At 61.2% G+C, this 21,831-nt stretch carries 22 protein-coding genes; 9 read left to right on the forward strand and 13 right to left on the reverse strand.

Annotated features, from left to right (window positions below; translation table 11 throughout):
* Window positions 1–229: 229 nt before the first annotated feature.
* Complete coding sequence (locus PverR02_RS09025; protein WP_017849409.1) at window positions 230–1,441, reverse strand: pyridoxal phosphate-dependent aminotransferase; 1,212 nt, start codon at window positions 1,439–1,441, stop codon at window positions 230–232.
* A gap of 202 nt (window positions 1,442–1,643) precedes the next feature.
* On the opposite strand from PverR02_RS09025, the gene msrB reads away from it, so the two are divergent.
* The 3 genes from msrB to PverR02_RS09040 all read left to right on the forward strand — a co-directional run bounded on the left by msrB (window position 1,644) and on the right by PverR02_RS09040 (window position 3,110).
* Entirely contained in the window at window positions 1,644–2,036 is a 393-nt protein-coding gene (gene msrB, locus PverR02_RS09030; RefSeq protein WP_046384231.1) for a peptide-methionine (R)-S-oxide reductase MsrB, read from the forward strand.
* 127 nt (window positions 2,037–2,163) lie between these two features.
* A complete protein-coding gene (locus PverR02_RS09035) occupies window positions 2,164–2,649 on the forward strand; it encodes a glutathione peroxidase (RefSeq protein WP_017849411.1) in 486 nt (161 codons plus the stop codon).
* On the forward strand, window positions 2,646–3,110 hold the full coding sequence (locus PverR02_RS09040; protein ID WP_046384229.1) for a MarR family winged helix-turn-helix transcriptional regulator: 465 nt from the start codon (window positions 2,646–2,648) through the stop codon (window positions 3,108–3,110). Before PverR02_RS09035 ends, PverR02_RS09040 begins: the two co-directional genes overlap by 4 nt.
* On the opposite strand, the gene PverR02_RS09045 is transcribed toward PverR02_RS09040, so the two are convergent.
* Complete coding sequence (locus PverR02_RS09045) at window positions 3,091–5,400, reverse strand: hybrid sensor histidine kinase/response regulator (protein WP_079443158.1); 2,310 nt, start codon at window positions 5,398–5,400, stop codon at window positions 3,091–3,093. The two genes, PverR02_RS09040 and PverR02_RS09045, sit on opposite strands and share 20 nt — an antisense overlap.
* A 169-nt stretch (window positions 5,401–5,569) precedes the next feature.
* Between PverR02_RS09045 and PverR02_RS09050 the strand changes: the two genes are divergently transcribed.
* Both PverR02_RS09050 and PverR02_RS09055 read left to right on the forward strand, forming a co-directional pair.
* Window positions 5,570–6,460, forward strand: coding sequence for an ATP-binding protein (locus tag PverR02_RS09050; protein ID WP_079443159.1), 891 nt, complete (start codon window positions 5,570–5,572; stop codon window positions 6,458–6,460).
* Window positions 6,457–6,939: a GAF domain-containing protein gene (locus PverR02_RS09055; RefSeq protein ID WP_079443160.1), complete on the forward strand. Its 483-nt coding sequence runs from the start codon at window positions 6,457–6,459 to the stop codon at window positions 6,937–6,939. The genes PverR02_RS09050 and PverR02_RS09055 overlap by 4 nt, the downstream gene beginning before the upstream one ends.
* Before the next feature lie 39 nt (window positions 6,940–6,978).
* Here PverR02_RS09055 and PverR02_RS09060 read toward each other — a convergent pair whose 3' ends face one another.
* The 8 genes from PverR02_RS09060 to PverR02_RS09095 form a co-directional block, all read right to left on the reverse strand.
* On the reverse strand, window positions 6,979–10,614 hold the full coding sequence (locus tag PverR02_RS09060; RefSeq protein WP_079443161.1) for a transporter substrate-binding domain-containing protein: 3,636 nt from the start codon (window positions 10,612–10,614) through the stop codon (window positions 6,979–6,981).
* Window positions 10,615–10,622: 8 nt separating this feature from the next.
* On the reverse strand, window positions 10,623–11,246 hold the full coding sequence (locus PverR02_RS09065) for a response regulator transcription factor (protein ID WP_017849417.1): 624 nt from the start codon (window positions 11,244–11,246) through the stop codon (window positions 10,623–10,625).
* Window positions 11,247–11,501: 255 nt separating this feature from the next.
* Window positions 11,502–11,888 carry a response regulator gene (locus tag PverR02_RS09070; RefSeq protein WP_017849418.1) on the reverse strand — a complete coding sequence of 129 codons (387 nt, stop codon included), beginning with the start codon at window positions 11,886–11,888 and terminating at the stop codon, window positions 11,502–11,504.
* Between the two features lie 172 nt (window positions 11,889–12,060).
* Window positions 12,061–13,392, reverse strand: coding sequence for a deoxyguanosinetriphosphate triphosphohydrolase (locus tag PverR02_RS09075; RefSeq protein WP_017849419.1), 1,332 nt, complete (start codon window positions 13,390–13,392; stop codon window positions 12,061–12,063).
* A 71-nt stretch (window positions 13,393–13,463) separates the two neighbouring features.
* The gene (locus PverR02_RS09080) at window positions 13,464–14,627 is read right to left on the reverse strand and encodes an EAL domain-containing protein (protein WP_017849420.1); all 1,164 of its coding nucleotides are present in this window, start codon (window positions 14,625–14,627) and stop codon (window positions 13,464–13,466) included.
* 92 nt (window positions 14,628–14,719) lie between these two features.
* Entirely contained in the window at window positions 14,720–15,061 is a 342-nt protein-coding gene (locus PverR02_RS09085) for a hypothetical protein (protein WP_017849421.1), read from the reverse strand.
* Window positions 15,058–15,447 carry a phage holin family protein gene (locus tag PverR02_RS09090; protein ID WP_017849422.1) on the reverse strand — a complete coding sequence of 130 codons (390 nt, stop codon included), beginning with the start codon at window positions 15,445–15,447 and terminating at the stop codon, window positions 15,058–15,060. The genes PverR02_RS09085 and PverR02_RS09090 overlap by 4 nt, the downstream gene beginning before the upstream one ends.
* 4 nt (window positions 15,448–15,451) lie before the next feature.
* The gene (locus tag PverR02_RS09095) at window positions 15,452–15,766 is read right to left on the reverse strand and encodes a DUF883 family protein (RefSeq protein WP_017849423.1); all 315 of its coding nucleotides are present in this window, start codon (window positions 15,764–15,766) and stop codon (window positions 15,452–15,454) included.
* A gap of 346 nt (window positions 15,767–16,112) precedes the next feature.
* Between PverR02_RS09095 and PverR02_RS09100 the strand changes: the two genes are divergently transcribed.
* Window positions 16,113–17,321, forward strand: coding sequence for an ammonium transporter (locus PverR02_RS09100; protein ID WP_046385335.1), 1,209 nt, complete (start codon window positions 16,113–16,115; stop codon window positions 17,319–17,321).
* On the opposite strand, the gene PverR02_RS09105 is transcribed toward PverR02_RS09100, so the two are convergent.
* Window positions 17,308–19,038: a cation:proton antiporter gene (locus PverR02_RS09105; protein ID WP_026140340.1), complete on the reverse strand. Its 1,731-nt coding sequence runs from the start codon at window positions 19,036–19,038 to the stop codon at window positions 17,308–17,310. The genes PverR02_RS09100 and PverR02_RS09105 overlap by 14 nt on opposite strands.
* A gap of 152 nt (window positions 19,039–19,190) precedes the next feature.
* Here PverR02_RS09105 and PverR02_RS09110 point away from each other — a divergent pair, with 152 nt between their 5' ends.
* From PverR02_RS09110 to PverR02_RS09120, 3 genes are all read left to right on the forward strand, one after another.
* The gene (locus PverR02_RS09110; RefSeq protein ID WP_079443162.1) at window positions 19,191–19,427 is read left to right on the forward strand and encodes a glutaredoxin family protein; all 237 of its coding nucleotides are present in this window, start codon (window positions 19,191–19,193) and stop codon (window positions 19,425–19,427) included.
* 74 nt (window positions 19,428–19,501) lie between these two features.
* On the forward strand, window positions 19,502–19,837 hold the full coding sequence (locus PverR02_RS09115; RefSeq protein ID WP_017529348.1) for a hypothetical protein: 336 nt from the start codon (window positions 19,502–19,504) through the stop codon (window positions 19,835–19,837).
* 71 nt (window positions 19,838–19,908) lie between these two features.
* Complete coding sequence (locus PverR02_RS09120) at window positions 19,909–20,799, forward strand: pseudouridine synthase (protein WP_046384224.1); 891 nt, start codon at window positions 19,909–19,911, stop codon at window positions 20,797–20,799.
* A 54-nt stretch (window positions 20,800–20,853) separates the two neighbouring features.
* Here the strand turns inward: PverR02_RS09120 and PverR02_RS09125 are convergent, their stop codons facing one another.
* Both PverR02_RS09125 and mobA read right to left on the reverse strand, forming a co-directional pair.
* Window positions 20,854–21,075, reverse strand: coding sequence for a YgdI/YgdR family lipoprotein (locus tag PverR02_RS09125; RefSeq protein ID WP_017849428.1), 222 nt, complete (start codon window positions 21,073–21,075; stop codon window positions 20,854–20,856).
* Window positions 21,076–21,154: 79 nt separating this feature from the next.
* A complete protein-coding gene (gene mobA, locus PverR02_RS09130) occupies window positions 21,155–21,757 on the reverse strand; it encodes a molybdenum cofactor guanylyltransferase MobA (protein WP_079443163.1) in 603 nt (200 codons plus the stop codon).
* Window positions 21,758–21,831: the final 74 nt, after the last annotated feature.

A 21,831-nucleotide genomic window follows, 5' to 3' on the forward strand; every position in this document is an offset into this window, starting at 1 on the left:
CGAGCGACTATTTCAAACTGTGTCCTACAGCCTGAATGTAGAGTCTTGAAGGGAATTTCCCACCTGTATTGCCCCGCTTGATCAGCCTCCTGTTGCCTCGCGGCCCTTTGATTATAAGGGGCACGCGCTGGGAGAGGGGCAAACGCAGTGCGGAGCGGGGCAATGGGCAGAGAAGTGTTGCCAGATACTCGCTGTACGACCAGATCCCGGTCGTACAGCGTCATAGTCGTTACTGGCGATAGGACTTGAGGAAGTTGCCGATGCGACCGATGGCCATGTCCAGGTCATCCACACGCGGCAAGGTCACCACGCGGAAGTGATCCGGCCACGGCCAGTTGAACGCGGTGCCTTGCACCACCAGGAGCTTTTCCGACAGCAGCAGGTCGAGCACGAACTTCTCGTCGTTGAGGATCGGGCAGACTTTCGGGTCGATGCGTGGGAAGGCGTACAGCGCACCCATCGGCTTCACGCAACTGACGCCGGGAATGTCGTTGAGCAATTCCCAGGTGCGGTTGCGTTGTTCCAACAGGCGGCCCTGAGGCAGCAGCAGATCGTTGATGCTCTGGTAACCTCCCAGCGCAGTCTGGATCGCGTGCTGGCTCGGTACGTTGGCACACAGGCGCATATTGGCCAGCATGTCGATGCCTTCAATGTAGCTCTGGGCGTTGTGCTTGGGCCCGGAGATGGCGACCCAGCCGGAGCGGAAACCCGCCACGCGGTAGGACTTGGACAAGCCGTTGAAGGTCAGGCAGAGCAGGTCCGGCGCGAGGGAGGCGGTGCAGATGTGGACGGCGTCGTCGTAGAGGATCTTGTCGTAGATCTCGTCGGAGAACACCACCAGGTTGTGCTGGCGCGCCAGCTCGAGCATGCCCAGCAGCACTTCCCGCGAGTACACGGCGCCGGTCGGGTTGTTCGGGTTGATGATGACCAGCGCCTTGGTGTTCGGGGTGATCTTGGCCTTGATGTCGGCCAGGTCCGGGAACCAGTCGGCGCCTTCGTCGCACAGGTAGTGTACCGGGCGGCCACCGGCCAGGGTCACCGCGGCGGTCCACAGCGGGTAGTCCGGCGCCGGCACCAGCACTTCGTCGCTATTGTTGAGCAAGGCCTGCATCGACATCACGATCAGTTCGGACACGCCGTTGCCCAGGTAGATGTCTTCGATGCCGACACCTTCGACCTGCTTCTGCTGGTAATACTGCATCACCGCCTTGCGCGCACTGAACAGGCCTTTGGAATCGCTGTAGCCCTGGGCGGTGGGCAGGTTGCGGATCACGTCCTGGAGGATTTCGTCCGGCGCTTCGAAACCAAAGGGCGCCGGGTTGCCAATGTTCAGCTTGAGGATGCGATGGCCTTCCTCTTCCAGGCGTTTGGCGTGCTTGAGCACCGGGCCGCGAATGTCGTAGCAGACGTTGGCGAGCTTGTTCGATTTGCTGACCTGCATGGCGATGTGATCCTGAAAATGAACGATCCAGACGGTGCGAAGCCTACCGTGCTGAGAATCCTGCGTTGGTCGCACCCATAAATACGTTTGAATGCCGCTAACGCGGGTGCCAGACTGCCGGGTTGAAGAGGCGCAATCATACGTGCCGCCTGATCCCTGGAAAAGACACAGATCAGGGTTTTTCAGTTGCCGAGGTGTACTGATGGAAAAGCTGCAGAAAACCATTGAAGAATGGAAAGCGATGCTCGATCCGGAGCAATACAACGTGTGCCGCCTGAAGGGCACCGAACGGCCGTTTTCCGGCAAGTACAATGCCACCAAGACCGACGGCGTGTATCACTGCATCTGCTGCAATGAGCCGCTGTTCGACTCTACCACCAAGTTCGATTCCGGCTGCGGCTGGCCCAGCTTCTACGCACCGATCGCCGACAGCGCGATGATCGAGATCCGCGATGTCAGCCACGGCATGATCCGCACCGAAGTCACCTGCGCCAAGTGCGACGCGCACCTGGGGCATGTGTTCCCGGATGGCCCGCCGCCGACCGGCCTGCGCTATTGCATCAACTCGGTGTGCCTGGACCTCGTGCCGCGCTGAGCCTGAGTCGCCCCTGCGTCTTGCGCGGGGGCGATGTATACCGGGCTATCAGTTTGATCAATTCAATTGCATGCAATTGAATTGCTCGCTATGTTTTGCCTTCTTTCTCCTGATCCGAGGCATTGCCATGAGCGACAACCTGCTGAGCATCCCTTGCACCACCATCAAGGGTGAGCAAAAGACCTTGGCCGATTTCGCCGGCAAGGCCATTCTTGTGGTCAACACTGCCAGCAAATGCGGCTTCACCCCGCAGTACAAGGGCCTGGAGCAACTCTGGCAGCAGTACAAGGACCAGGGCCTGGTGGTGCTGGGGTTTCCGTGCAACCAGTTCGGCAAGCAGGAACCGGGCAACGAAGGCGCGATTGCCGAGTTCTGCGAGCTGAATTTCGGCGTCAGCTTCCCGTTGTTCAAGAAGATCGACGTCAATGGCGGCGCTGCCCACCCGCTGTTCGTGCAGTTGAAAAAACGTGCGCCGGGCCTGCTGGGTTCCAAGGGCATCAAGTGGAATTTCACCAAGTTCCTCATCGGTCGCGACGGCCAGGTGGTCAAGCGCTTTGCGCCAACCACCAAGCCCCAGGAGTTGACCCAAGAGATCGAAGCCCTGCTCAAATGACCGACCTGCCCACCGTGTCCCTGGCGCTGGACAACCAGCTGTGTTTCAAGCTCTACGCCGCATCGCGCGCGGTGACCCGCGCCTACAAACCGATGCTTGACCAGTTGGGCCTGACCTACCCGCAATACGTGGTGATGCTGGTGTTGTGGGAATGGCACCACGCGACGCCGCCCCAGCCCACGGTCAAGGCCTTGGGCGAGCGCTTGATGCTCGATTCGGGCACGCTGACGCCGCTGCTCAAGCGCCTGGAGCAGCTTGGGTTAGTGAGACGCCAGCGCAGCGCGCAGGATGAACGCGAAGTGCATTTGAGCCTGAGCCACGCCGGGGTGCAGTTGCGCGGCCAGGCCCATCAGTTGAAAACCCGCTTGCTGTGCGACAGCGGTGTCGACCTCAACCAGGCCGATGCCTTGCGCGAGGGGTTGGACCAATTGCTCGCGCAGATCAGAGACTTGTCGTCTTAGGCACCCACAGGTCCAGCAGCGCATTGAGTTCTTCGCGGCGAAACGGCTTGGCCAGGTAGTCATTCATCCCCGCCGCCCGGCAACGCTCGCGTTCTTCCGACAGCGCGTTGGCGGTCAGGGCGACAATGGGCAGGTCCGGCCAGCGCCCGCTGCGACGAATCTGCCGACTGGCCTCGTAGCCATCCATCACCGGCATGTTGCAGTCCATCAGCACCATGTCGAAGTGCTGTTCTTCGAGGAACCTGAGCGCTTCGCCACCATGGGCGGCGACGATCACTTCGCAGCCCAACTTGCTGAGCATGCCCTTGGCCACCAGTTGATTGACCGGGTTGTCCTCCACCAGCAGGATGCGTGCCCGGTGGACCAGGGGCGTGGCATCGAGTGCGATCGGGTCGAGGATCAAGTGCGCGTCGCTGCGCAGATTACGTTGCAGGATCTGGTACAGCGCGTTGCGGCTCAAAGGGCGCGCCTGTTGCTGCAACGGCGCCAGGGCCGCGACTTCCTCACTGGGCATGAAATTGCCATAGGCGGTCACCAGCAGGATCGGCGCCGTGATGGCCGGGCGCAGGCGAAACAGGCACTCCGGGCAGTCCGTGATCAGCAAGTCGGGGTTTTTCCCGCTCAAGTCCTCATCGATAGAATAGCAATGCACTGTCAGCCCCCAGTGAGGTAGCAGGGTGCTGAGCAGCTCCGCCAGGCCGCTGTCGGCACTGGTGATTGCAATGACTTCGCCCGTCAGCGGCGCGAGCCGGGGCGCAGGTAAATGGGCGGGCAGCGGCAGGTCGGCGCAGAACTGGCTGCCGAAGCCGACTTCCGAACTGATGCTCAGCCGACCGTGCATCGCCTCGCACAGGTTATGGGTCAGCGCCAGGCCCAGGCCGGTGCCGCCAAACTGGCGGGTGATGCCCGCGCCAGCCTGGGTGAACGGCTGGAAGATCTTCACCTGCGCGTCCTGGGCAATGCCGATCCCGGTGTCGCACACTTCGATTTTTACTCGGCCATCCTGGGCGCTGAGGCGCACATCCACGCGGCCGAAGCGCGTGAACTTCAAGGCGTTGGACAGCAGGTTACTGACGATCTGCCGCACACGTGTCGGGTCGCCGAGCACCTGCGCCGGGAACTGCGGGTCGATCAGGCACGTCAGTTCGACACTCGGCGCGGCGTTCTGCGATAACAGGTTGGCGGTGTCTTCCACCAGCGCGCCGAGGTCGAACGGGATGCGCTCCAGCTCCAACTGGCCCGCGTCGAACTTGGACAGATCGAGGATATCGTTGAGCAGTTCCACCAGCACCTTGCCGGAGTCATGGGCGATCGACAGTTGCTGACGCTGCTCGGCGTTGAGCGGGCTGTCCAGCGACAGCGCGATCATGCCCAGCAACCCATTGAGCGGCGTGCGGATTTCGTGACTCATATTGGCCAGGAACGCCGCCCGCGCCTGAGCCATGCCCAGCGCGTTCATTTTTGCTGCTTCCAACTCATCGTTGGACTGGCTCAAGCGCTGGTTGCTGGCCTTGAGCTCCAGCGTGCGCGCCGAGACGATGTTTTCCAGTTGCCCCAGGTACTCGGTGAGGCGGTCCTCGGCGTGACGGCGCTGCTGGATCTCGGTTTCCAGGGTGTCGAATTGCTGGTTGGCCATGTTGACCAGCACGCCGATTTCATCGTGCTCGTGCCCCGGCGGGCAATCCAGGCGTGTCTGCCTGCGCGTGCTCAGCTCGCGAATGATGCGTACCAGCGGTTGGGTCAGCATCACATAGAACAGGCCCAGCAGGATCCCGGTCAGCAGCAGGCTGCGCACAAACCCGTTGATCAGGGTGACCTCGGCGCGGTGCAGGAAGCGGCTGCCAAAGGCGTAGGTGTCTACGTCGAGGCGCAGCACGCCAAGGGATTCGTTGGGCATATGGCTGAGGAACAGCCGGTCTTCAAACTGGCGGTTGGCGCCGAACAGGAAATCGCTGACGGGCCGGTAGGGGCTTTCCTTGCGCGGCCGTCCGACGTCGGCCAGTACCACGCCGTTGTTGTCGGTCAACCGCGCCTGAATGATGGCGGGGGAGTGCAACAGGCCGAGGGTCAGCTCCTGGGCCAGCTCGGCGTCGATGTTGTAGGCGATGCGCGACGCCGGGTTATGGCTGATTTCAATCAGCGAACGAATTTCACGGTTGATGGATGCGTCTTCGCTGGCATAATCAATGCCGATCTGGATCAGGCTGAGCAAGGTTCCCAAGACGAAACCGACCAGCACAGTCAATCTGGCTTGTTTATAAGACAAGCGGTGGGCGAACTTGATATCCATCGAGTGTTGAACCACTTCACGTTTCCCTTCGCCCGGCAAGCATAGCTGAACATCCACAGGTTCAGGCTTGCCCGGTACGAATCGTCAGTTTTAGAGGTGCAGCCCGGAGCGCTCGGCCGCAGGGTTGCCAATACGCCATCTTTTACAAGAACTTGCCAGAGGAATAGTCGTGGATTCTCGATTGAATGCCTTTCTTGAGCGTGCCGATGCCGTACTCGCGCGCCTGGAACCCCTGTTGCCAGCCCCGCGCCAAACCATCGACTGGAACCAATGCCTTGCGGCCCGTTGGCAGCGTGAGGGTCGCAGCGGCTTCCTGCTGCCGCTGGAGGTCAGCCTGGACATGCGTCTGTCCGACCTGATCGGTGTGGACAAGCAGCGTGAAACATTGGCGCGCAACACCCGACAGTTCCTCGACGGCCTGCCCGCCAACCATGCGTTGCTGTGGGGCTCGCGCGGCACGGGGAAATCGTCGATGGTGCGCGCCTTGCTCGCCCAGCACGCCAGCGCCGGTTTGCGCTTGATCGAAATCGAACGCGATCACCTCGCCGACCTGCCGCGTGTGGTCGAACAACTGCTCAAGCTGCCGCAGCGTTTCATTCTGTTCTGCGATGACCTGTCGTTCGAGGCCGGAGAAGGCGATTACCGCGTGCTCAAGAGCGTGCTGGACGGTTCCCTGGAACAGGCGCCGGAAAACGTGCTGCTGTATGCCACGTCCAACCGTCGTCACCTGGTGCCGGAAAACCAGAGCGACAACGATAACTGGAAACGCGTGGATGGCGAGCTGCACCCGAGTGAGGCGGTGGAAGACAAGATCGCCTTGTCCGACCGTTTTGGCCTGTGGCTGTCGTTCTACCCATTCACCCAGGAACATTTCCTGAACGTGGTGGAACACTGGATCGGCGAGCTGGCGCGCAAGGCCGGCCTGCAGTGGCAGCGTGATGAAGACCTCGATATCCTCGCCGTGCGCTGGGCCACCGGGCGTGGCAACCGCAACGGCCGTTGCGCGTATCAATTCGCCCGTTACTGGGTGGGCCTCAAATTGCTGGAGCGTCAACCATGATCGATTTGCAGCAGGCCGGCAGCGGTCTGGATGGCTATGCCATGTTGTGTGCGCAGTTGGAGTCGCTGCTGGCCGATGAGCGCGATTTCATCGCCAACGGCGCGCAGTTCTCTGCGTTTTTGTTCAATCAGTTGGATGACTTGAACTGGGCCGGTTTCTACCTCAACCGTCACGAAGAGTTGGTGTTGGGGCCGTTCCAGGGGCAGATCGCGTGTGTACGCATTCCGTTCGGGCGTGGCGTGTGCGGTGCGGCGGCCGCGTCGCGCCAGACCCAGCGGGTGGAAGATGTGCATGCGTTCCCGGGGCATATCGCCTGTGACAGCGCATCGAACAGTGAACTGGTGGTGCCGCTGGTCAAGGATGGCCGACTGATTGGCGTCCTCGACCTCGACAGCCCGTCGCTGGCCCGGTTTACCGCGCAAGACCAGGTTGGTATCGAGCAGTTGGCGGCGATTTTCCTGCGCCTGACCGACTGCTGACCGACCGTTGCGGGGGCGGGCCGTGCGGCGCGCTCCTGCCTACCCTGGAGAGCCCAGGCCGTTGAGTTGCATGTGCAGCAGGCGCTCCAGTTCCAGCATGCACTTTTCCAGGGTCTTGATGCCGGTTTCGATCACCGCCCGATCATCGCCGCGGGCGCAGGCCTGCTCCAGCGCTTCGCATTGCGCCGCCAGTACACTGGCCTGGACGATACGCGCAGCGCCCTTGATCTTGTGGGCCTGCTCGATGATGTCCTGCAGTGAAGCCTGCTGGGCCCACAACGTGACCAATATCTGGCGATCGTGACAACTGCTGCTCAGCAGTTCCTCAAGCAGCCGCCGAGTCAGTTGCGGATCGCCGCCCGTCAGCGCATCCAGGTGGCTGAGGTCGAGTCGCGGGCCGGACGGCTGCGGCGCGATCTGCGCCAGTTGCCGTTCCAGCGCCGTGAGGCTGATCGGTTTGAACAGGCAGTCGTTCATCCCGGCTTCGGCGCAGCGCAGCTTCTCTTCGGGCTGGGCGTTGGCGGTAAACCCCAGGACCACGCAGGGTGTCAGTTGCTCCCGCTGCTCATACTCACGGATCGAGCGGCTTAACTCATAGCCATTCATGATGGGCATGTTGCAGTCGGCGATCACCAGGTCGAAGTGGGCCTGGCGCCAGGCCTGGAACCCGGCGGCGCCATGTTGGGCTGCGGTGAACTGGTGGCCCAGGTAACCCAGTTGCTGGCACATCAGCAGGCGATTCGCCGGATGATCATCCACCACCAGCACGTTGAGCACCGGCGCCGGTGCGGGCGCAGCCGGCAGGGGTTCATCCGCGGCCTGGATGGGCTGCAGGCAGTTCATCTTCAGGCTGACATGCACCTGGGTGCCGACCATGGGCACGCTGCTCAGGCTCAGTTGCCCGCCCATCATCGCGCACAGGCTGCGGCAGATCACCAGCCCCAGGCCCGCGCCGCTGCGGGCCAATTGCCCGGAATTGTCGGCCTGGGCAAAGGGTTCGAACAGGCGCAACTGGTCGTCGCGGCTGATGCCGATCCCCGTGTCTTCGACCACCAGCTTCATTTCGACCTGCTGTGCCAATTCGGTGGCTTGCACCTGCACCTTGATCTTTACCTGCCCGCGCTCGGTGAACTTGATCGCATTGCTCACCAGGTTGGACAGCACCTGCTTGAAGCGCAGCGGGTCGATCAGCACGTCGGTGTCATCGAGTTCGGGCTTGAACTCCAGCAGCAAACTCAGGGTTTTCTGGCGTGCCAGGCCGTCGAACACCCGCACCACCGACTCGATCACTTCCCGCAGGTTCACACGCTCCGGCGCCAGGCTCAGGCGGCCGGATTCGATCCGCGCGATGTCCAGAATATCGCCGATCAGCTCCAGCAGGTCCTTGGCCGAGTGGTAGGCGACTTCGATCGCCGGGCGGTCGAGATGCCCCTGGTCGGCGCGCTTGAGGGTCAGTTCGAGCATGCCGATCACCGCGTTCATCGGGGTGCGGATTTCGTGGCTCATGGTTGCCAGAAAGGTGCTCTTGGCACGGTTGGCTTCGTCGGCACGTTCCTTGGCGGCGCGCAGCTCATCGAACAGCTGGCGTCGTTCGCTGATGTCGATCCAGCCGCCGATGATGCCCTGGACTTCGCCGGTGGAGTCGCGGTAGGGCAGTATCCAGTGGTAGATCGTCAGCTTTTTGCCATTGATGAGCAGGGTGCGATCAAGGATCAGCGGGTTGCCCTCGGCGACCACGCGCAGATAGTCGGCGTGATACTGAGCCGCTTCGGTTGCCTGGGCCGTGCTCATCTGCATCACACTTTTGCCGATGACCTCTTCGCGCTTGACGTCGAACACCTGCAGGTAGCTGTCGTTGCAGGTCTGCAACAGGCCGTTGCGGTCGCGGACATAGATCGGGTGTGGCGTTTCGTTGACCAGTGCGCGCATGAATTCGAACTGGTCGTTGAGGGCGCGTTCGGCCATCTTGCGGTGCTTGATCTCCCGGCGCATGTAGGCGTTCCAGGTCAGGGAAATCAGCAGCAGCAGGCCGGTGACGAGGATGATCTGGGCAATCAGGTGGTGGTAGTTGCGCCAGTAGCTGTCGGAGGCGGCGGCGTAGCCTCGCCAACGGCTGTTGATCACCCCGAGCTCATCGGGGGCGATGCTCAGCAGCGCCTTGTCGAGGATCGCGCTCAACTCGGTGGCACCCCGTGACGTGGCCAGCGCAAAGACTGCGGGGAGGGTGCCGATGCTGCCGCTGATCTGCAGTTTGTCCTGAAACACTTGGGAGGACAGGAAATAGTTGGCGACCACCAACGAGTTCACCGCGCCTTCCACATGCCCCTGGGCCAGGAGTTCCGAGGCCTTGAAGGTATCACTGGTTTCCACCAGGCGAATGTGCGGGAAATCCTTGCGCAGAAGGCTTTCCAGAGGGTTGCCTTGGGTGATCGCCAGGCGCTTGCCTGCCATCTGTTCAAGATTCGATGGGGCGTTGGGTTCCTTGCGCGTGAGCAATACGTAGGAGTTTTCCAGATAGGGACGACTGAAGTTCAGTTGAGCTTCGCGTTCCGTGCTGGGAATGATGGCGCCGATGAGGTCGGCTTTGCCGGTATCGATTTGCTCGATCATCGCGTTGACATCGCGTGCGCGCAGGATCTCGAAGCGCAACCCGGTGCGCAGGCGGATCAGCTCCAGGAGGTCGGCGGTGATGCCGCGGAAGTTGCCGTCGGCATCGAAGAAGGTCAATGGCGCGAAGGTTTCGTTGGCGATTACCCGGACCACCGGGTGCGCCTTCAGCCAGCGTTCTTCGCGTTGCGTCAGTTGCAGTTTTTGCGCGGTGAGCAGGATGTCGCTGCCCGCACTCCAGCGTTTGGCAATGCTCTCCTGCTCATTGGTCGGCACCGCCGCCAGCACCGCGTTGAGGATGCTCAAGAGGGTGTGCTGGTCCTGGCGCACGGCAAAGCTGAAACCATAGGCTTCGTGCTTGCCGAAGTTGGCCATGCGGATATTTTTCAGGTAGCCCTTGTTGATCATGTAATGGGTGGAAATGGTGTCGCCGAGAAACACATCCGCCTGGTCGAATGCCACCGCATTCAGGGCGTTCTGATAAGAAGGGTAGGTGTGGATGATCGCCTCGGGATACAGCTTCTCGACTTCGCCCAGCGGCAGGTAGTGATAGACCAGGCTCAGGCGCAGCCCGGCCAGGCCCTCACTGAGGCTGCGGGTTTCGCCCTCGCGTGTCACCAGCACTGGCTGGTCCACGGCATACGGTGCTGAAAGGGTGAGCAGCGGGTTGGTGGCCTCAAAGCCATTGGACGAGCCCAGCAGGTCGATTTCACCGGCTTCAAGCGCCTGAATGGAGGCTTCCCGGTTGGGGTAGCGCAGCACTCTGACGGGGAGCGCCAGCGCCTTGGCCAACAGCCCGGCGTAATCGGCCGTGAGCCCCTCATAGTCGCGTCCGCTGGCCGTGAGGTCGAAGGGCGGGTAGTCGGGAGCTGCCGCGCCGAGCACCAGTTCGCGTTTGTTCTGCAGCCACTGGCGTTGCGTCTTGTCCAGTTGAGTGTCCAGTTGAACGGCGCCTGCGCGGCTCAATAAGGTGAAGTGTTCCGGTTCCGTTTGAGCAGCGAGCACAGAGGTGCTCAAGCACACGCCTGCGCTCAATATGATCAGATAGTCCTTTATACGCCTGGGCATCCGCTTTCTCACACTAGCGCGTTTCGTTTTGCCAACTCGATAAGTTCTACCAAGGACTTGGCTTTGAGTTTTTGCATAAGCCTCTTTTTGTAGGTGCTGACGGTTTTGTTACTGAGAAACATACCTTTGGCAATTTCCTTGTTGGTGCGACCTTGTGCAAAAAGTTGCAAGACCATTAATTCGCGATCATTCACTGCCTTGAACAGTTCCAGTTCCTGGGAATTACTGTCCGGGCCGCAGGCGTTCAATGCCTGGCTGGGGAAGTAGTTGTAGCCGGATAATACAGCGCGGATGGCACTCAGCAGTTCACTCAGGTCGCCCTCTTTGCACACATAGCCATCGGCGCCCGAGCGCATGCAGCGGGTGGCGAACAGGGTTGGGCATTGGGCCGTCAGAATCAGGGTTTTCATCGAAGTATTCATTGCGTTAAATCGGCACAGCACTTCGAGGCCATCAAGTTTTGGAATACTGATATCCAGAATGATCAGGTCTGGAAGGCATTCGCGAACCATTTGTATTGCATCACAACCGTTATCCGTTTCGCCGACGACTTTATAGCCTTCGTGTTCCAACAACATACGAATCGCCAGCCTGATAACAGGATGGTCATCAATGATGAAAACTGTGTTCATAATCACATTCCATGCAAGTGCAAATAAAGCGGGCACATTAGCTCAGAAGGCGAGGCGGGAGCATGGAGGTGAGGGGGCGTAGATACAGAACAGGAATATTCCTACATTAAAAAAGGTATTTCCTTACGATCTATCAAGGCTTTGTGGACGTCTGTTTCAGAATTCGGTCGGCGATGCGGGTTCGGGCCTTGGCCCACCGGTTAAGCGGTTGTTGTGGTAAGTTTTTCCTATGTGGAGATGTTTAAATTCCTACATTTACAGCGGGCTTATCAGCGTCATTAGTTCGTCCCGGTTTAACGGTTTTGATAAATAGCCAAGTAACGGCAAGTTACGTTGTAAGGCTTGAGTCTTCAGATTCGCCAGTTCGGGCAGGGGCAGCCCGCTCAACAGGATCGCCCCTGCGATAAACCCCCGCCGACCGGCGATTTCGACTAACTCAAGCCCGGGCAGATCTGGCAGGCATTGGTCGCACAACATGAGGTCGAAGGGCCGTTCGGACTGGGTCATCAAGCGGATCGCCTGTTCGGCGTTTTCCGCCAGGGTCAGGTGCTCGAAGCCGAAGCTGTTGAGCAGGCACTGGGTTGCCAGGAGCTGAAAGGGGTGATCCTCCACCAACAGGATGCGAAGGCAATTCTTGAACATAGGAAGGGCACACGGTGAGTCAAGCGGCGATTGGGCGGGGCGTAGGAAGGCGCCCTATGCCCTTTAAGAGCGTGCGTGATTATTCATCGGGTGTTTGTACTGATTCGATCAGGCCGCTCTGTTCCCTTCGTAGGTAGATTCTGTTCAGGCAACAGGCAGCTGGATCAGTCATCTATTGCGGGCTGGAACGCCCGGTCATTTCCCGCGCCATCTCGGTGGCGTAGCTGTCGGTCATGCCGGCGATGAAATCGATCATCCGCAGGAACGAGGCGTGCAGCGACCAGGCCGGGTCGGGGGCACTGTTGCCCAGCAAGTCGAGGATGCGCCGGTTCTTGAACGACGGCGTGCGCCCGCCGTGCTGTTCAAGCGCCGCCCCGCAGAAGGCGTTGAGGAGGATTTCCAGGGTGGTGTAGGCGCCGATTTCATGCAGGGTCTTGCGCTTGTCCTGGAAGATTTTCTTGCGCGCCATGTCCTTGGCATCCAGCACGCAGCGCTTGGCGGGGCCGTGCATATGCTCGACCAGATCACCGTGCAAGGTGCCGGCGAGCAAGGCGTCCTGTTGTTCGACGAAAGCGCGTGCGGCGGCGTTGGTCAGGTGTTCGATGGCTTTGCCGCGCAGGATCGCCAGTTTGCGCCGCCGTGAATCCTGGGCGCCCAGTTGCCGGTAGGTTTGCGGCAGGTCGTCGCCGACCAGGTCGAGCAGCAGCGACTCGACTTCGGCATATTGCAGCAAGTCCATTTCCAAGCCGTCTTCCAGGTCGATCAGCGCGTAGCAGATGTCGTCCGCGGCCTCCATCAAGTACACCAGCGGATGGCGCGCCCAGCGTTGTTCTTCCAGTTGCGGCAGGCCGAGCTTGTGGGCGATCTGCTCAAGGATCGGCAATTCGCTCTGGTAGCAGCCGAACTTGTGTTTCTTGTAGCCCAAGGAGTCCGCATGGCGGGCGGTCCACGGGTATTTCAGGTAGGTGCCCAAGGTCGCGTAGGTCAGCCGCGTGCCGCCGTCGAACTGGTGGTATTCCAGCTGGGTCAGCACCCTGAAGCCCTGGGCGTTGCCTTCGAAATTGAGGAAGTCATTGCGCTCGGCCACGCTCATGTCGTCCAGCCAGCCGCGCCCGGCGGCCTGCTGGAACCAATGGCGGATGGCGTCTTCGCCGGAGTGTCCGAAGGGCGGGTTGCCGATGTCGTGGGCCAGGCAGGCCGATTGCACCACCATGCCCAGGTCGCTCGGGTCGCACCACTCGGGCAGGGCGCTGCGCAGGGTTTCGCCCACGCGCATGCCGAGGGAGCGGCCGACGCAGCTGACTTCCAGGGAGTGGGTCAGACGGGTGTGGATATGGTCGTTGCTCGACACCGGGTGGACTTGAGTCTTGCGCCCCAGGCGGCGGAACGCGCCGGAGAAAATGATGCGGTCATGGTCTTTGTGAAACGGGCTACGGCCCAATTCTTCCGGGCTGTGCAGGGGCTTTCCAAGACGTTCGCGAGTCAGCAGGGTGGGCCAATCCAAGGCGGGTACTCTCCGTGCGGTGAATGACTCGCCCAGCTTCCCGGTTCCGGGTGGGCGGAGCAAGCGAAAATCTACAGGCCGACCGCGTCGATATCGATTAACAGCAAGCGCTGACCGTTATCGAAGAATTGTCCGGCGGTCAGGCAATACTGGTTGGTGGTGGCGTCGCGGTAGGTCGAAGACAGCGTCAAACGGCGCTCGTCCCAGCCTTCGGCCAGCAGATGATAGAAATACGGGCGCCACGACCAATTGTGGCCGAGGTAGCGGCTGTCGGCTTGCCAGGCGTCCTGGCGCCATTCGAAATTGGGGGTCAGTTGGGTGCCATGCCGGTCGCACTGGTAGAACCGCAGCAGCCAGGGATAATCCGGCAATTGCGGCAAATGGCTCAGCGGCGCCTGGCCCTGGGCCCAGGTCTGGAGGATTTTCATCAGTTCGGCCAGTTGTTGGCGCAATTGCATGATGCGTCCGCGTTCGGCGAGTTTTTTCTGCACGTAGGCGCCACGCAGTTGGGCGAAGCGCGGCACGAAAGCATCGGCGGCGAACCAGTCCAGTTGCGCCTGGGCAAACAGATAACCCTGCACATACCGCGAGCCGCATTCCAGCGCAAAACTCAACTGCGCCTCGGTCTCCACCCCTTCGGCAATGATCCAGCAGCCGGTTTTTTCCGCCATTTGCGCCAGTGCCCGCACCACTTCACTGCTGGGGCCCCCTTTGGCGGCCTCCTGAAACAGGCGCATGTCCAGCTTGAGAATGTCCGGCTGCAACGCCAGCACGCGGTCGAGCTGCGAATAGCCGGCGCCGAAGTCATCGATGGCGATGCGCGCGCCGGCCTCGCGATAGCGCGCCACCACGTCGGCCAGGCGCTGAATATCGCCGCCCAGTTCAGTGATCTCGAACACGATGCGCTGTGGATCGACGCCGTGGGCCTGCACCTGTTGCAAGCTGGGCAGGGCCTGGCCGGCGCGCAGGCGATTGATCCAGCGCGGTGAGATATTCAGGCTCAGAAACCAGTCCTGCGGTGCCTCGTGCAGACGGCTCAAGGCGTTGTCGCGGATCTGCCGGTCCAGGCGCCGCAAGGCCACGCCTGAGGTGCGCGGGTCGGCGAACAACGGGCCGACCGACAGCAGGCGACCGTCAGCCTGGCGCAGGCGGCCGAGAGCCTCGACGCCGGCGATGCGCCCGGTGGCGGTGTCGATGAAGGGTTGGAAGCAGGCGAGCGGTTGCCCGTCGATCACGGGGCCTCCTTAAAAACGTTGGCAACAAAGTGCCCGGCCCTCGTTGACGAGGGCCGGGCCGATTCTGTTTGCAAGAATGCAGCCAGCAGGCCTCAACCTTTGCGTGAGGCGCCCTGCATGGCTAATTTGATCAGTGGGATCAAACCGGCGCCCAGCCGCACCAGGCGGGTCAGGCTGCTGAGACTGCCGCCCTTGGCGCCCTTGCCGGTAAAGAAGCCGATCAGCGTCACTGCGGCCACGCCCCACAGCGGCGCATGCTTGATGCCCAGGCTGTCCTGCCAGTGCTGGCCCATGTTGCGCACCTTATTCAGGGGCGCCATCAGTTGCTGGGACTCGTGGCGGATTTCCTGGCGGTGCATTTCCATGCGCAGGCGGATCAATGCCTTGCGCATTTCCCGGCGCGAGTTGGTGGGTGGGATTTCAGTCAGGCTCATGGCAGCAGGCGCTCCCGGTCATTGGCCAGCTCTTCGAGGGTGGCGTGGAACGGCGTGGACTCATCGAACACCGCCGCCTTCAAGCGCACACCGCAGAATGCAGCGGCCAGGGTATAGAACACGCAGAGGCAGATGATTCCGGTCAGGCGGTAGCCGGTGTCCCACACCAGAATCATCACCAATGTCGACAACCCCACCAGCAACAGCAGGGCAAACACCAGGGCCAGCCCGGCAAACAGCAGCAGGCTGACGGTGCGCGCTTTCTGCTCCTGCAGCTCGATGCCGAACAGTTCGACATGGCTGTGCAGCAAGCCCAGTACGGCTGCGCCCAGGCGTCGGGACGTTGAACTTGGGCCCGTGGACGAGCCGGATTCGCCGATAGACATAGGATTAGCGCCTTGTAGCCAACAGACCGATCAAGAAGCCCACGCCAGCGGCAATGCCCACTGATTGCCAAGGGTTGGCCTGCACATAATCTTCGGTCGCGGTGACGGCGGCCTTGCTGCGGTCGCGCAGGGAGTCTTCGGTCAGTTGCAGGGTTTCACGGGCCTTGAGCAGGCTGTCGTGGATCTTGGCGCGCAGCTCGTCGGCCTGGTCACCGGCCAGGATGGCGGTGTCGTCCAGCAACTTTTCAGTATCACTGACCAGCGTTTGAAAATCCGCCATCAGTATTTCTTGAGCCGTCTGTGCTGTTTTGCTGGCCATGGTTATCTCCGTGAGTGGCTGATCGGTACGTGTGGTTTCGAGTCACCGGTATCGGTGAAGGTTCATTGCAAATGACTGGTACAGCTTTTGCTTTGCCTTGGTGCGCAGGCCCCTGGGTCTGCGCTGAATCTGGGCGGTTGGGCCGCAAACCGGTGAAAACCTTACCCTATATAACTGAAACTCGCGGAAAAACCCTGTCGGGAATGGCCGGTTGTGCTGATCGCTGCGCTAAAGCGGTTCACGCCCTCAGAAGAGGGGCGGAGCCGGTGGTACCAATTTAGTGCGCGAAACGCCGGTTTGAACCGCTTTGGTGCTTTTTGCCTTTATCGCAGGCCTGCCAACCTCCATGGAAAATCTGCAAAGCGCAGTGGACACCCTCGTCCACAGCTCCAACACCCTGTTCATTCTGATCGGTGCGGTCATGGTTTTGGCCATGCACGCCGGTTTTGCCTTCCTCGAAGTCGGCACCGTGCGTCAGAAGAACCAAGTCAACGCCCTGTCGAAAATCCTCAGTGACTTCGCGATCTCCACCCTGGCCTATTTCTTTATAGGCTATTGGATCTCTTATGGCGTGAGCTTCATGCAACCGGCGGCGGTGATCAGTGCCGATCACGGCTATGGTCTGGTGAAGTTCTTCTTCCTGCTGACCTTTGCCGCGGCGATTCCGGCGATCATTTCCGGGGGCATTGCCGAGCGTGCACGATTTGTTCCGCAACTGTGCGCTACCGCGCTGATCGTGGCGTTTATCTACCCGTTTTTCGAAGGCATGGTGTGGAACGGCAATTTCGGCGTGCAGGCCTGGTTGCTCGCGACCTCCGGTGCCAGCTTCCATGACTTCGCCGGTTCCGTGGTGGTGCATGCCATGGGCGGCTGGCTGGCGTTGGCGGCGGTGCTGTTGCTCGGGCCGCGCAACGGGCGTTATCGCGAAGGGCGCCTGGTCGCGTTTGCGCCGTCGAGCATCCCGTTCCTGGCGCTGGGCTCGTGGATTCTGATTGTCGGCTGGTTCGGCTTTAACGTGATGAGCGCACAGACCCTGAACGGCGTCAGCGGCCTGGTGGCGGTCAACTCGCTGATGGCCATGGTCGGCGGTACGGTTGCGGCGCTGGTGATTGGCCGCAATGACCCCGGCTTCCTGCACAACGGCCCCCTGGCCGGGCTGGTGGCGATTTGTGCCGGTTCCGACCTGATGCATCCGGTGGGCGCATTGGTCACGGGGGTTGTCGCCGGTGGCTTGTTTGTGTGGTGCTTCATTGCCGCCCAGGATCGCTGGAAGATCGACGATGTGCTGGGTGTCTGGCCGTTGCATGGCCTGTGTGGCGTGTGGGGTGGCATTGCCTGCGGCATCTTCGGCCAGACCGCCCTTGGCGGGTTGGGCGGGGTCAGCCTGATCAGCCAATTGATCGGCACCGCGTTGGGTGTGCTGGTGGCGTTTGCCGGCGGCCTGCTGGTGTATGGCGTGATCAAGCGCGTACACGGGCTGCGCCTGAGTCAGGAAGAGGAGTACTACGGCGCGGACCTGTCGATCCACAAGATCGGTGCGATCAGTCAGGATTGATCGGCGCCTCTTCGTCAGGGGCCGCCCGCGGGTAGAAGCCGTGCAGCAGACGGTAGCGGTTATGCCGCACCTCATCGACCCGCGCTTGCACCTGCTGGTCCGGCAGGCCCAGCAGGATCAGGGCGTGGGAGGCGAGCATCAGGCTCGACTCCAGCAGCTCGGGCACCACTTCGCTGGCGCCCGCGGCTTTCAGTTCGGCTAATTGGCTGTCGTCGCGGGTGCGTACCAGGATCGGTACGTCGGCGTTGATCCGGCGGGCTTCCTTCAGCACCAGCAGGGCGACTTCGGTGTTATCCACGGCGATCACCACCAGCCGCGCCCGCTCCAGGCCGACCGCGCTGAGCAGGGCGCCACGGCGGCAGTCGCCGTAATGCACGCTGTTGTCTTCGGTGGCGGCTTCCTGCACCCGTTCCGGGTTGTCATCCAGGGCGATAAACGCTTGTTTTTCGTGGTGCAGAAAGCGCCCGATGGATTGCCCGACGCGGCCATAGCCGCAGATTACCGCATGGTCGCGTAACTCGGCGTTGAGCGCGGTGATGGCTTCGAGTTGCACCTGCTGGTTGGGTTTGCGGTGCAGGCGCAGGGCAATGCCCGGTGCCGCGCGCAGCAAAAGAGGGGTCAGCAGCATCGAGCAGAAGGTGGCGGCCAGCAGCAAGCCGTTGAACTCATCCGGAATCAGCCGGCTCTGTTGCATCTGCGCCATCAGCGCAAAACAGAACTCGCCGCCCTGGGCCAGGGCCAGGCCGCTGCGCCAGGCGGTTTCGCGGTCGCTGCCGCGCAGTTTGACCAGCGCCGCGACCACGCAGCCCTTGGTCAGCATCAGCGTGAAGGTCAGGCCGAGGATCAGCAGGCTGTGGCTGATGAACAGTTGCAGGTCGATGAGCATGCCGATGCTGACGAAAAACAGCCCCAGCAGAATGTCGCGAAACGGCCGGATATCCGCCTCGATCTGATGCCGGTAATGGCTTTCCCCCAGCAGCATGCCGGCCAGGAACGCACCAAGCGCCGGGGAGAGGCCCAGCAAGTGCGTGAGCCAGGCGGTCAGCAACACGATCACCAGCGCCAGCAGCACAAACAGCTCGGCCGAATGGGAGGCGGCGACTTCATGGAACAGACGCGGCAATAACCAGCGGCTGGCGAGCAACAGGCCGACGAACAACAACAATGTCTTGGCCAGCGTCAACGGCAGTGCCCAGTACCAGGCCTGCTCACTGCCACCGGCGAACACCGGCACCAGGGTCAGCAGCAACACCGCCACTACATCCTGGAACAGCAGCACGCCAATCGCGTTCTGGCCGTGGCTGCTGAAGATTTCCCCGAGGCTGCTCAGCTCTTTGCTGACAATGGCCGTGGACGACAACGCCAGCCCCGCACCGAGCATCAAGGCGATGTTCGGCGACACGCCAAAGGCCATCAACAGGCCTCCCAGCAGCAACCCGCAGCCCAGCACTTGCAAGCTGCCCAGGCCAAATACCACGTGGCGCAGGGCGAACATCTTGCTCAGGGAGAACTCCAGGCCAAGGGAAAACAGCAGGAATACCACGCCCAGCTCGGCGAGGTCGGGCAGGTTTTCGCTGTCATTCACCCAGTCGAGGGCGGTCGGCCCCACGGCCAGGCCCACGCACAGGTAGCCCAGCACGGGCGGCAATTGCAGCCGGCGAAACAGCGCAATCACCACCAGGGATGAGGCCAGAATGATCAGCAGGTTGGCGAACACAAGCATCTCCGTTGCAGGGCGAGCGGACAAAAAGCCGCGAGAATCGCTGAATCAGTTATAGGGCATGGTGATCTGGGTCAGGGTTTATCGGCTCGCCAGCGCTATAGAGTCGGCCTAAAATGGGCGCCTATCCCTGATCAGGTCCTGTCGTCATGCCTTCTGAATGCCAGTTGTTCACTACTTCGGGTTGCCATCTGTGTGAGCTCGCCGAAGCAGAAATCATGCCGTTGGTCGAACATGGGTTGCTGGTTGAGCTGGTGGATATCGCCGATTCCGAAGCCTTGTTTGAAGCCTATGGCCTAACGATTCCGGTGCTGCGCCGGGTGGATACCGGGGCTGAACTGGGGTGGCCGTTCGACACGGAGCAGGTGGTGGCCTTCCTATTCTAGCGCTTGGGCGATGGCAGCTTTCTCAATATTGGGTTACTGTATGTTTGTACAGCGATTGAATAGAGGGAACGCCCGTGGTGAATGTTGAACAACTGAAAAGCAGCGTTAATCGCATGTCCGCCGACGTCGTGCGCGATGCGGTGAACGAGCTGCGCCTCGACGGCCTGGTCACGGAAGGCAAGACGCCGTTTAACAAAGTGCATTTCAATACCTGCTTTGCCGAGATCGAAGCGCTGTTCCAACGCGCCGGTTATCACAAGCAGTTGGATGTGGTGGGTTACCAGGGCTTGCTGTACGCGCTATATGATCCGGGCCGTTGGGAAGCGGTGGACGTGCTGCGCTGGCTCAAGGAATTTACCGAGGCCGCCAGTGCTTCGCCGATTCTGCGGGCGCAATTGGCCAAGGCCTGAGATCCGCCCTAGGCTCAATCCCGCTCCATGCGGGATAATGCCGGCCTGTTTCCCAGGCTTCGAGCATCTGCATGTCCACTTCCGGTTTTTCCGCGTCCCAGCATCAAGCCAGCACCCTGTACTTGCCGCCTGGCCCTTGGGCGACGGTGCTCGACTGCCTGTGCGAGCATTTCCCGGCGATCGGCCGCACGCAGTGGCTGGACCGCATCGCCCGTGGCCGGGTGCTGGATCTGCAGGGTAGCCCGATCCGCCTGGACCTGGCCTACAAGGAAGGCCTGTGCATCTACTACTTCCGCGAAGTGCCGAACGAAAAAGTCATCCCGGTGCAGGAAACCATCCTGTACGCCGATGAACACCTGGTGGTGGCGGACAAACCACACTTTCTGCCCGTCACCCCGGCGGGTGAGTACGTCGAGCAAACCCTGTTGCGCCGCCTGATCCGCCGCCTGGACAACCCGTCCCTGGTGCCCCTGCACCGCATCGACCGGCATACGGCGGGGCTGGTGCTGTTCTCGGCCAACCCGCAAAGCCGCTCGGCCTATCAGCAGTTGTTTCCCACGCGTCAAATCGACAAGTTCTACGAGGCCATCGCCCCGGCCTTGCCGAACCTGACCTTCCCGCTGGTCCACAAAAGCCGTCTGGTGGATGGCGAGCCGTTCTTTCGCATGCAGGAAGGGCCGGGCGCCAGCAACACCGAAACGGCCGTGGAAGTGCGCGAAACCCACGGCGACTTATGGCGCTATGGGCTGTTCCCTGTGACCGGCAAGAAGCACCAGTTGCGTGTACACATGACGGCGCTCGGCGCGAGCATTTGCAATGACCCGTTCTACCCCGAGGTGATCAAGGATGCCGTGGACGACTACGCCAATCCCTTGAAGCTGCTCGCCCAGGGGGTGCGTTTTATCGATCCGGTCACGGGTGCAGAACGCAGTTTCCGCAGCCAGATCACGCTCGACTGGTAACCGCAGAAACGACAAGGCCCGCGCGAGGCGGGCCTTGTATGCAAGCGTTGCGGCTTACAGGTCTTTAACGGTACGCACTTGATCCTTGTTGATGCGGGTGCGCTTGCCGTCAAGCTGTTCGAATTCGTAGAAACCCGTATCTTCATTGTATTTCGGGGTATCGACAGCCTGGATTTCGCGACCGTCATTCAGGGTGATCACTGTCGGCGAGGCGCAACCGGCAAGGGTAGCGAGGCCCAGTGCAAGCATGAAAGCGGCGATGGTCCGTTGAGTCATGGGTGTGTCTCCAAGAAAATTCTTTTTGATTGCTGACTGTGTGACGCGTGGCGCGTCGACAAAGTTCCTTGTGCGGGGTTCATTCTGACACGTCGGGCCTGGTGTGTAACAGCGCAGGCGTGTTCAGGTTGGCCAGGCGCGGATCATCTGCCGGGCATTCCAGCCCGATGCCCCCCAACTGCAGGAAGATCTTGCGCGGGCTGCGCTCACCGGCTTGCCAGGCCTGTTCTACCGCGCTTTGCAGGTGGGTAGGGATGATGCAGATCAACGGTTCCCAGAATTCACCGTGGCGCACCATCACCGGCAGCTGCGGATTGCGCTGCGCCGTCTTGCGCAGGTCGGCGAGCAGTCGAGCGTCTAGATGCGGCACATCGCACGGCAAAATCAGTAAGTGCTCATGGCGGGCGGCGTTCAAGCCTGCGCGGATACCGGCCAGCGGCCCGGGGAAATCCGTACTGTCGTCACTCACCAACTGGTCGGCATACGGCGTGTAGCGGTCCGGGTTGCGGTTGCACGAGATGATCAGGTCGTCGGTCAGTGGGCGCACCAAGTGGTGCAAGTGCGCGATCAATGGCTGACCCTGCCATTCCAGCAAGCCTTTGTCTTGTCCGCCCATGCGTTGGCCGCGGCCACCGGCCAACAGCAGAATCGAACAGGGCAGAGGCGAAGAATCGTCGGGCATGGGGGTTCCGCAGCGGCAGGTAAATAGGGGCCTGTGATATAACATCGGGCTGTTCCTTCGACAACCGGACCGTG

The sequence above is a fragment of the Pseudomonas veronii genome (assembly GCF_002028325.1).
Classification (GTDB): Bacteria; Pseudomonadota; Gammaproteobacteria; order Pseudomonadales; family Pseudomonadaceae; genus Aquipseudomonas; species Aquipseudomonas veronii.

Coding starts and splice junctions, on each gene's coding strand:
- PverR02_RS09120 (WP_046384224.1), top strand. CDS start 19,909: ATGTCCACTTCCGGTTTTTCCGCGTCCCAGCATCAAGCCAGCACCCTG.
- PverR02_RS09110 (WP_079443162.1), top strand. CDS start 19,191: ATGCCTTCTGAATGCCAGTTGTTCACTACTTCGGGTTGCCATCTGTGT.
- PverR02_RS09025 (WP_017849409.1), bottom strand. CDS start 1,441: ATGCAGGTCAGCAAATCGAACAAGCTCGCCAACGTCTGCTACGACATT.
- PverR02_RS09035 (WP_017849411.1), top strand. CDS start 2,164: ATGAGCGACAACCTGCTGAGCATCCCTTGCACCACCATCAAGGGTGAG.
- PverR02_RS09055 (WP_079443160.1), top strand. CDS start 6,457: ATGATCGATTTGCAGCAGGCCGGCAGCGGTCTGGATGGCTATGCCATG.
- PverR02_RS09100 (WP_046385335.1), top strand. CDS start 16,113: ATGGAAAATCTGCAAAGCGCAGTGGACACCCTCGTCCACAGCTCCAAC.
- mobA (WP_079443163.1), bottom strand. CDS start 21,757: ATGCCCGACGATTCTTCGCCTCTGCCCTGTTCGATTCTGCTGTTGGCC.
- PverR02_RS09045 (WP_079443158.1), bottom strand. CDS start 5,400: ATGGATATCAAGTTCGCCCACCGCTTGTCTTATAAACAAGCCAGATTG.
- PverR02_RS09070 (WP_017849418.1), bottom strand. CDS start 11,888: ATGTTCAAGAATTGCCTTCGCATCCTGTTGGTGGAGGATCACCCCTTT.
- PverR02_RS09095 (WP_017849423.1), bottom strand. CDS start 15,766: ATGGCCAGCAAAACAGCACAGACGGCTCAAGAAATACTGATGGCGGAT.
- PverR02_RS09060 (WP_079443161.1), bottom strand. CDS start 10,614: ATGCCCAGGCGTATAAAGGACTATCTGATCATATTGAGCGCAGGCGTG.
- msrB (WP_046384231.1), top strand. CDS start 1,644: ATGGAAAAGCTGCAGAAAACCATTGAAGAATGGAAAGCGATGCTCGAT.
- PverR02_RS09085 (WP_017849421.1), bottom strand. CDS start 15,061: ATGAGCCTGACTGAAATCCCACCCACCAACTCGCGCCGGGAAATGCGC.
- PverR02_RS09040 (WP_046384229.1), top strand. CDS start 2,646: ATGACCGACCTGCCCACCGTGTCCCTGGCGCTGGACAACCAGCTGTGT.
- PverR02_RS09125 (WP_017849428.1), bottom strand. CDS start 21,075: ATGACTCAACGGACCATCGCCGCTTTCATGCTTGCACTGGGCCTCGCT.
- PverR02_RS09065 (WP_017849417.1), bottom strand. CDS start 11,246: ATGAACACAGTTTTCATCATTGATGACCATCCTGTTATCAGGCTGGCG.
- PverR02_RS09090 (WP_017849422.1), bottom strand. CDS start 15,447: ATGTCTATCGGCGAATCCGGCTCGTCCACGGGCCCAAGTTCAACGTCC.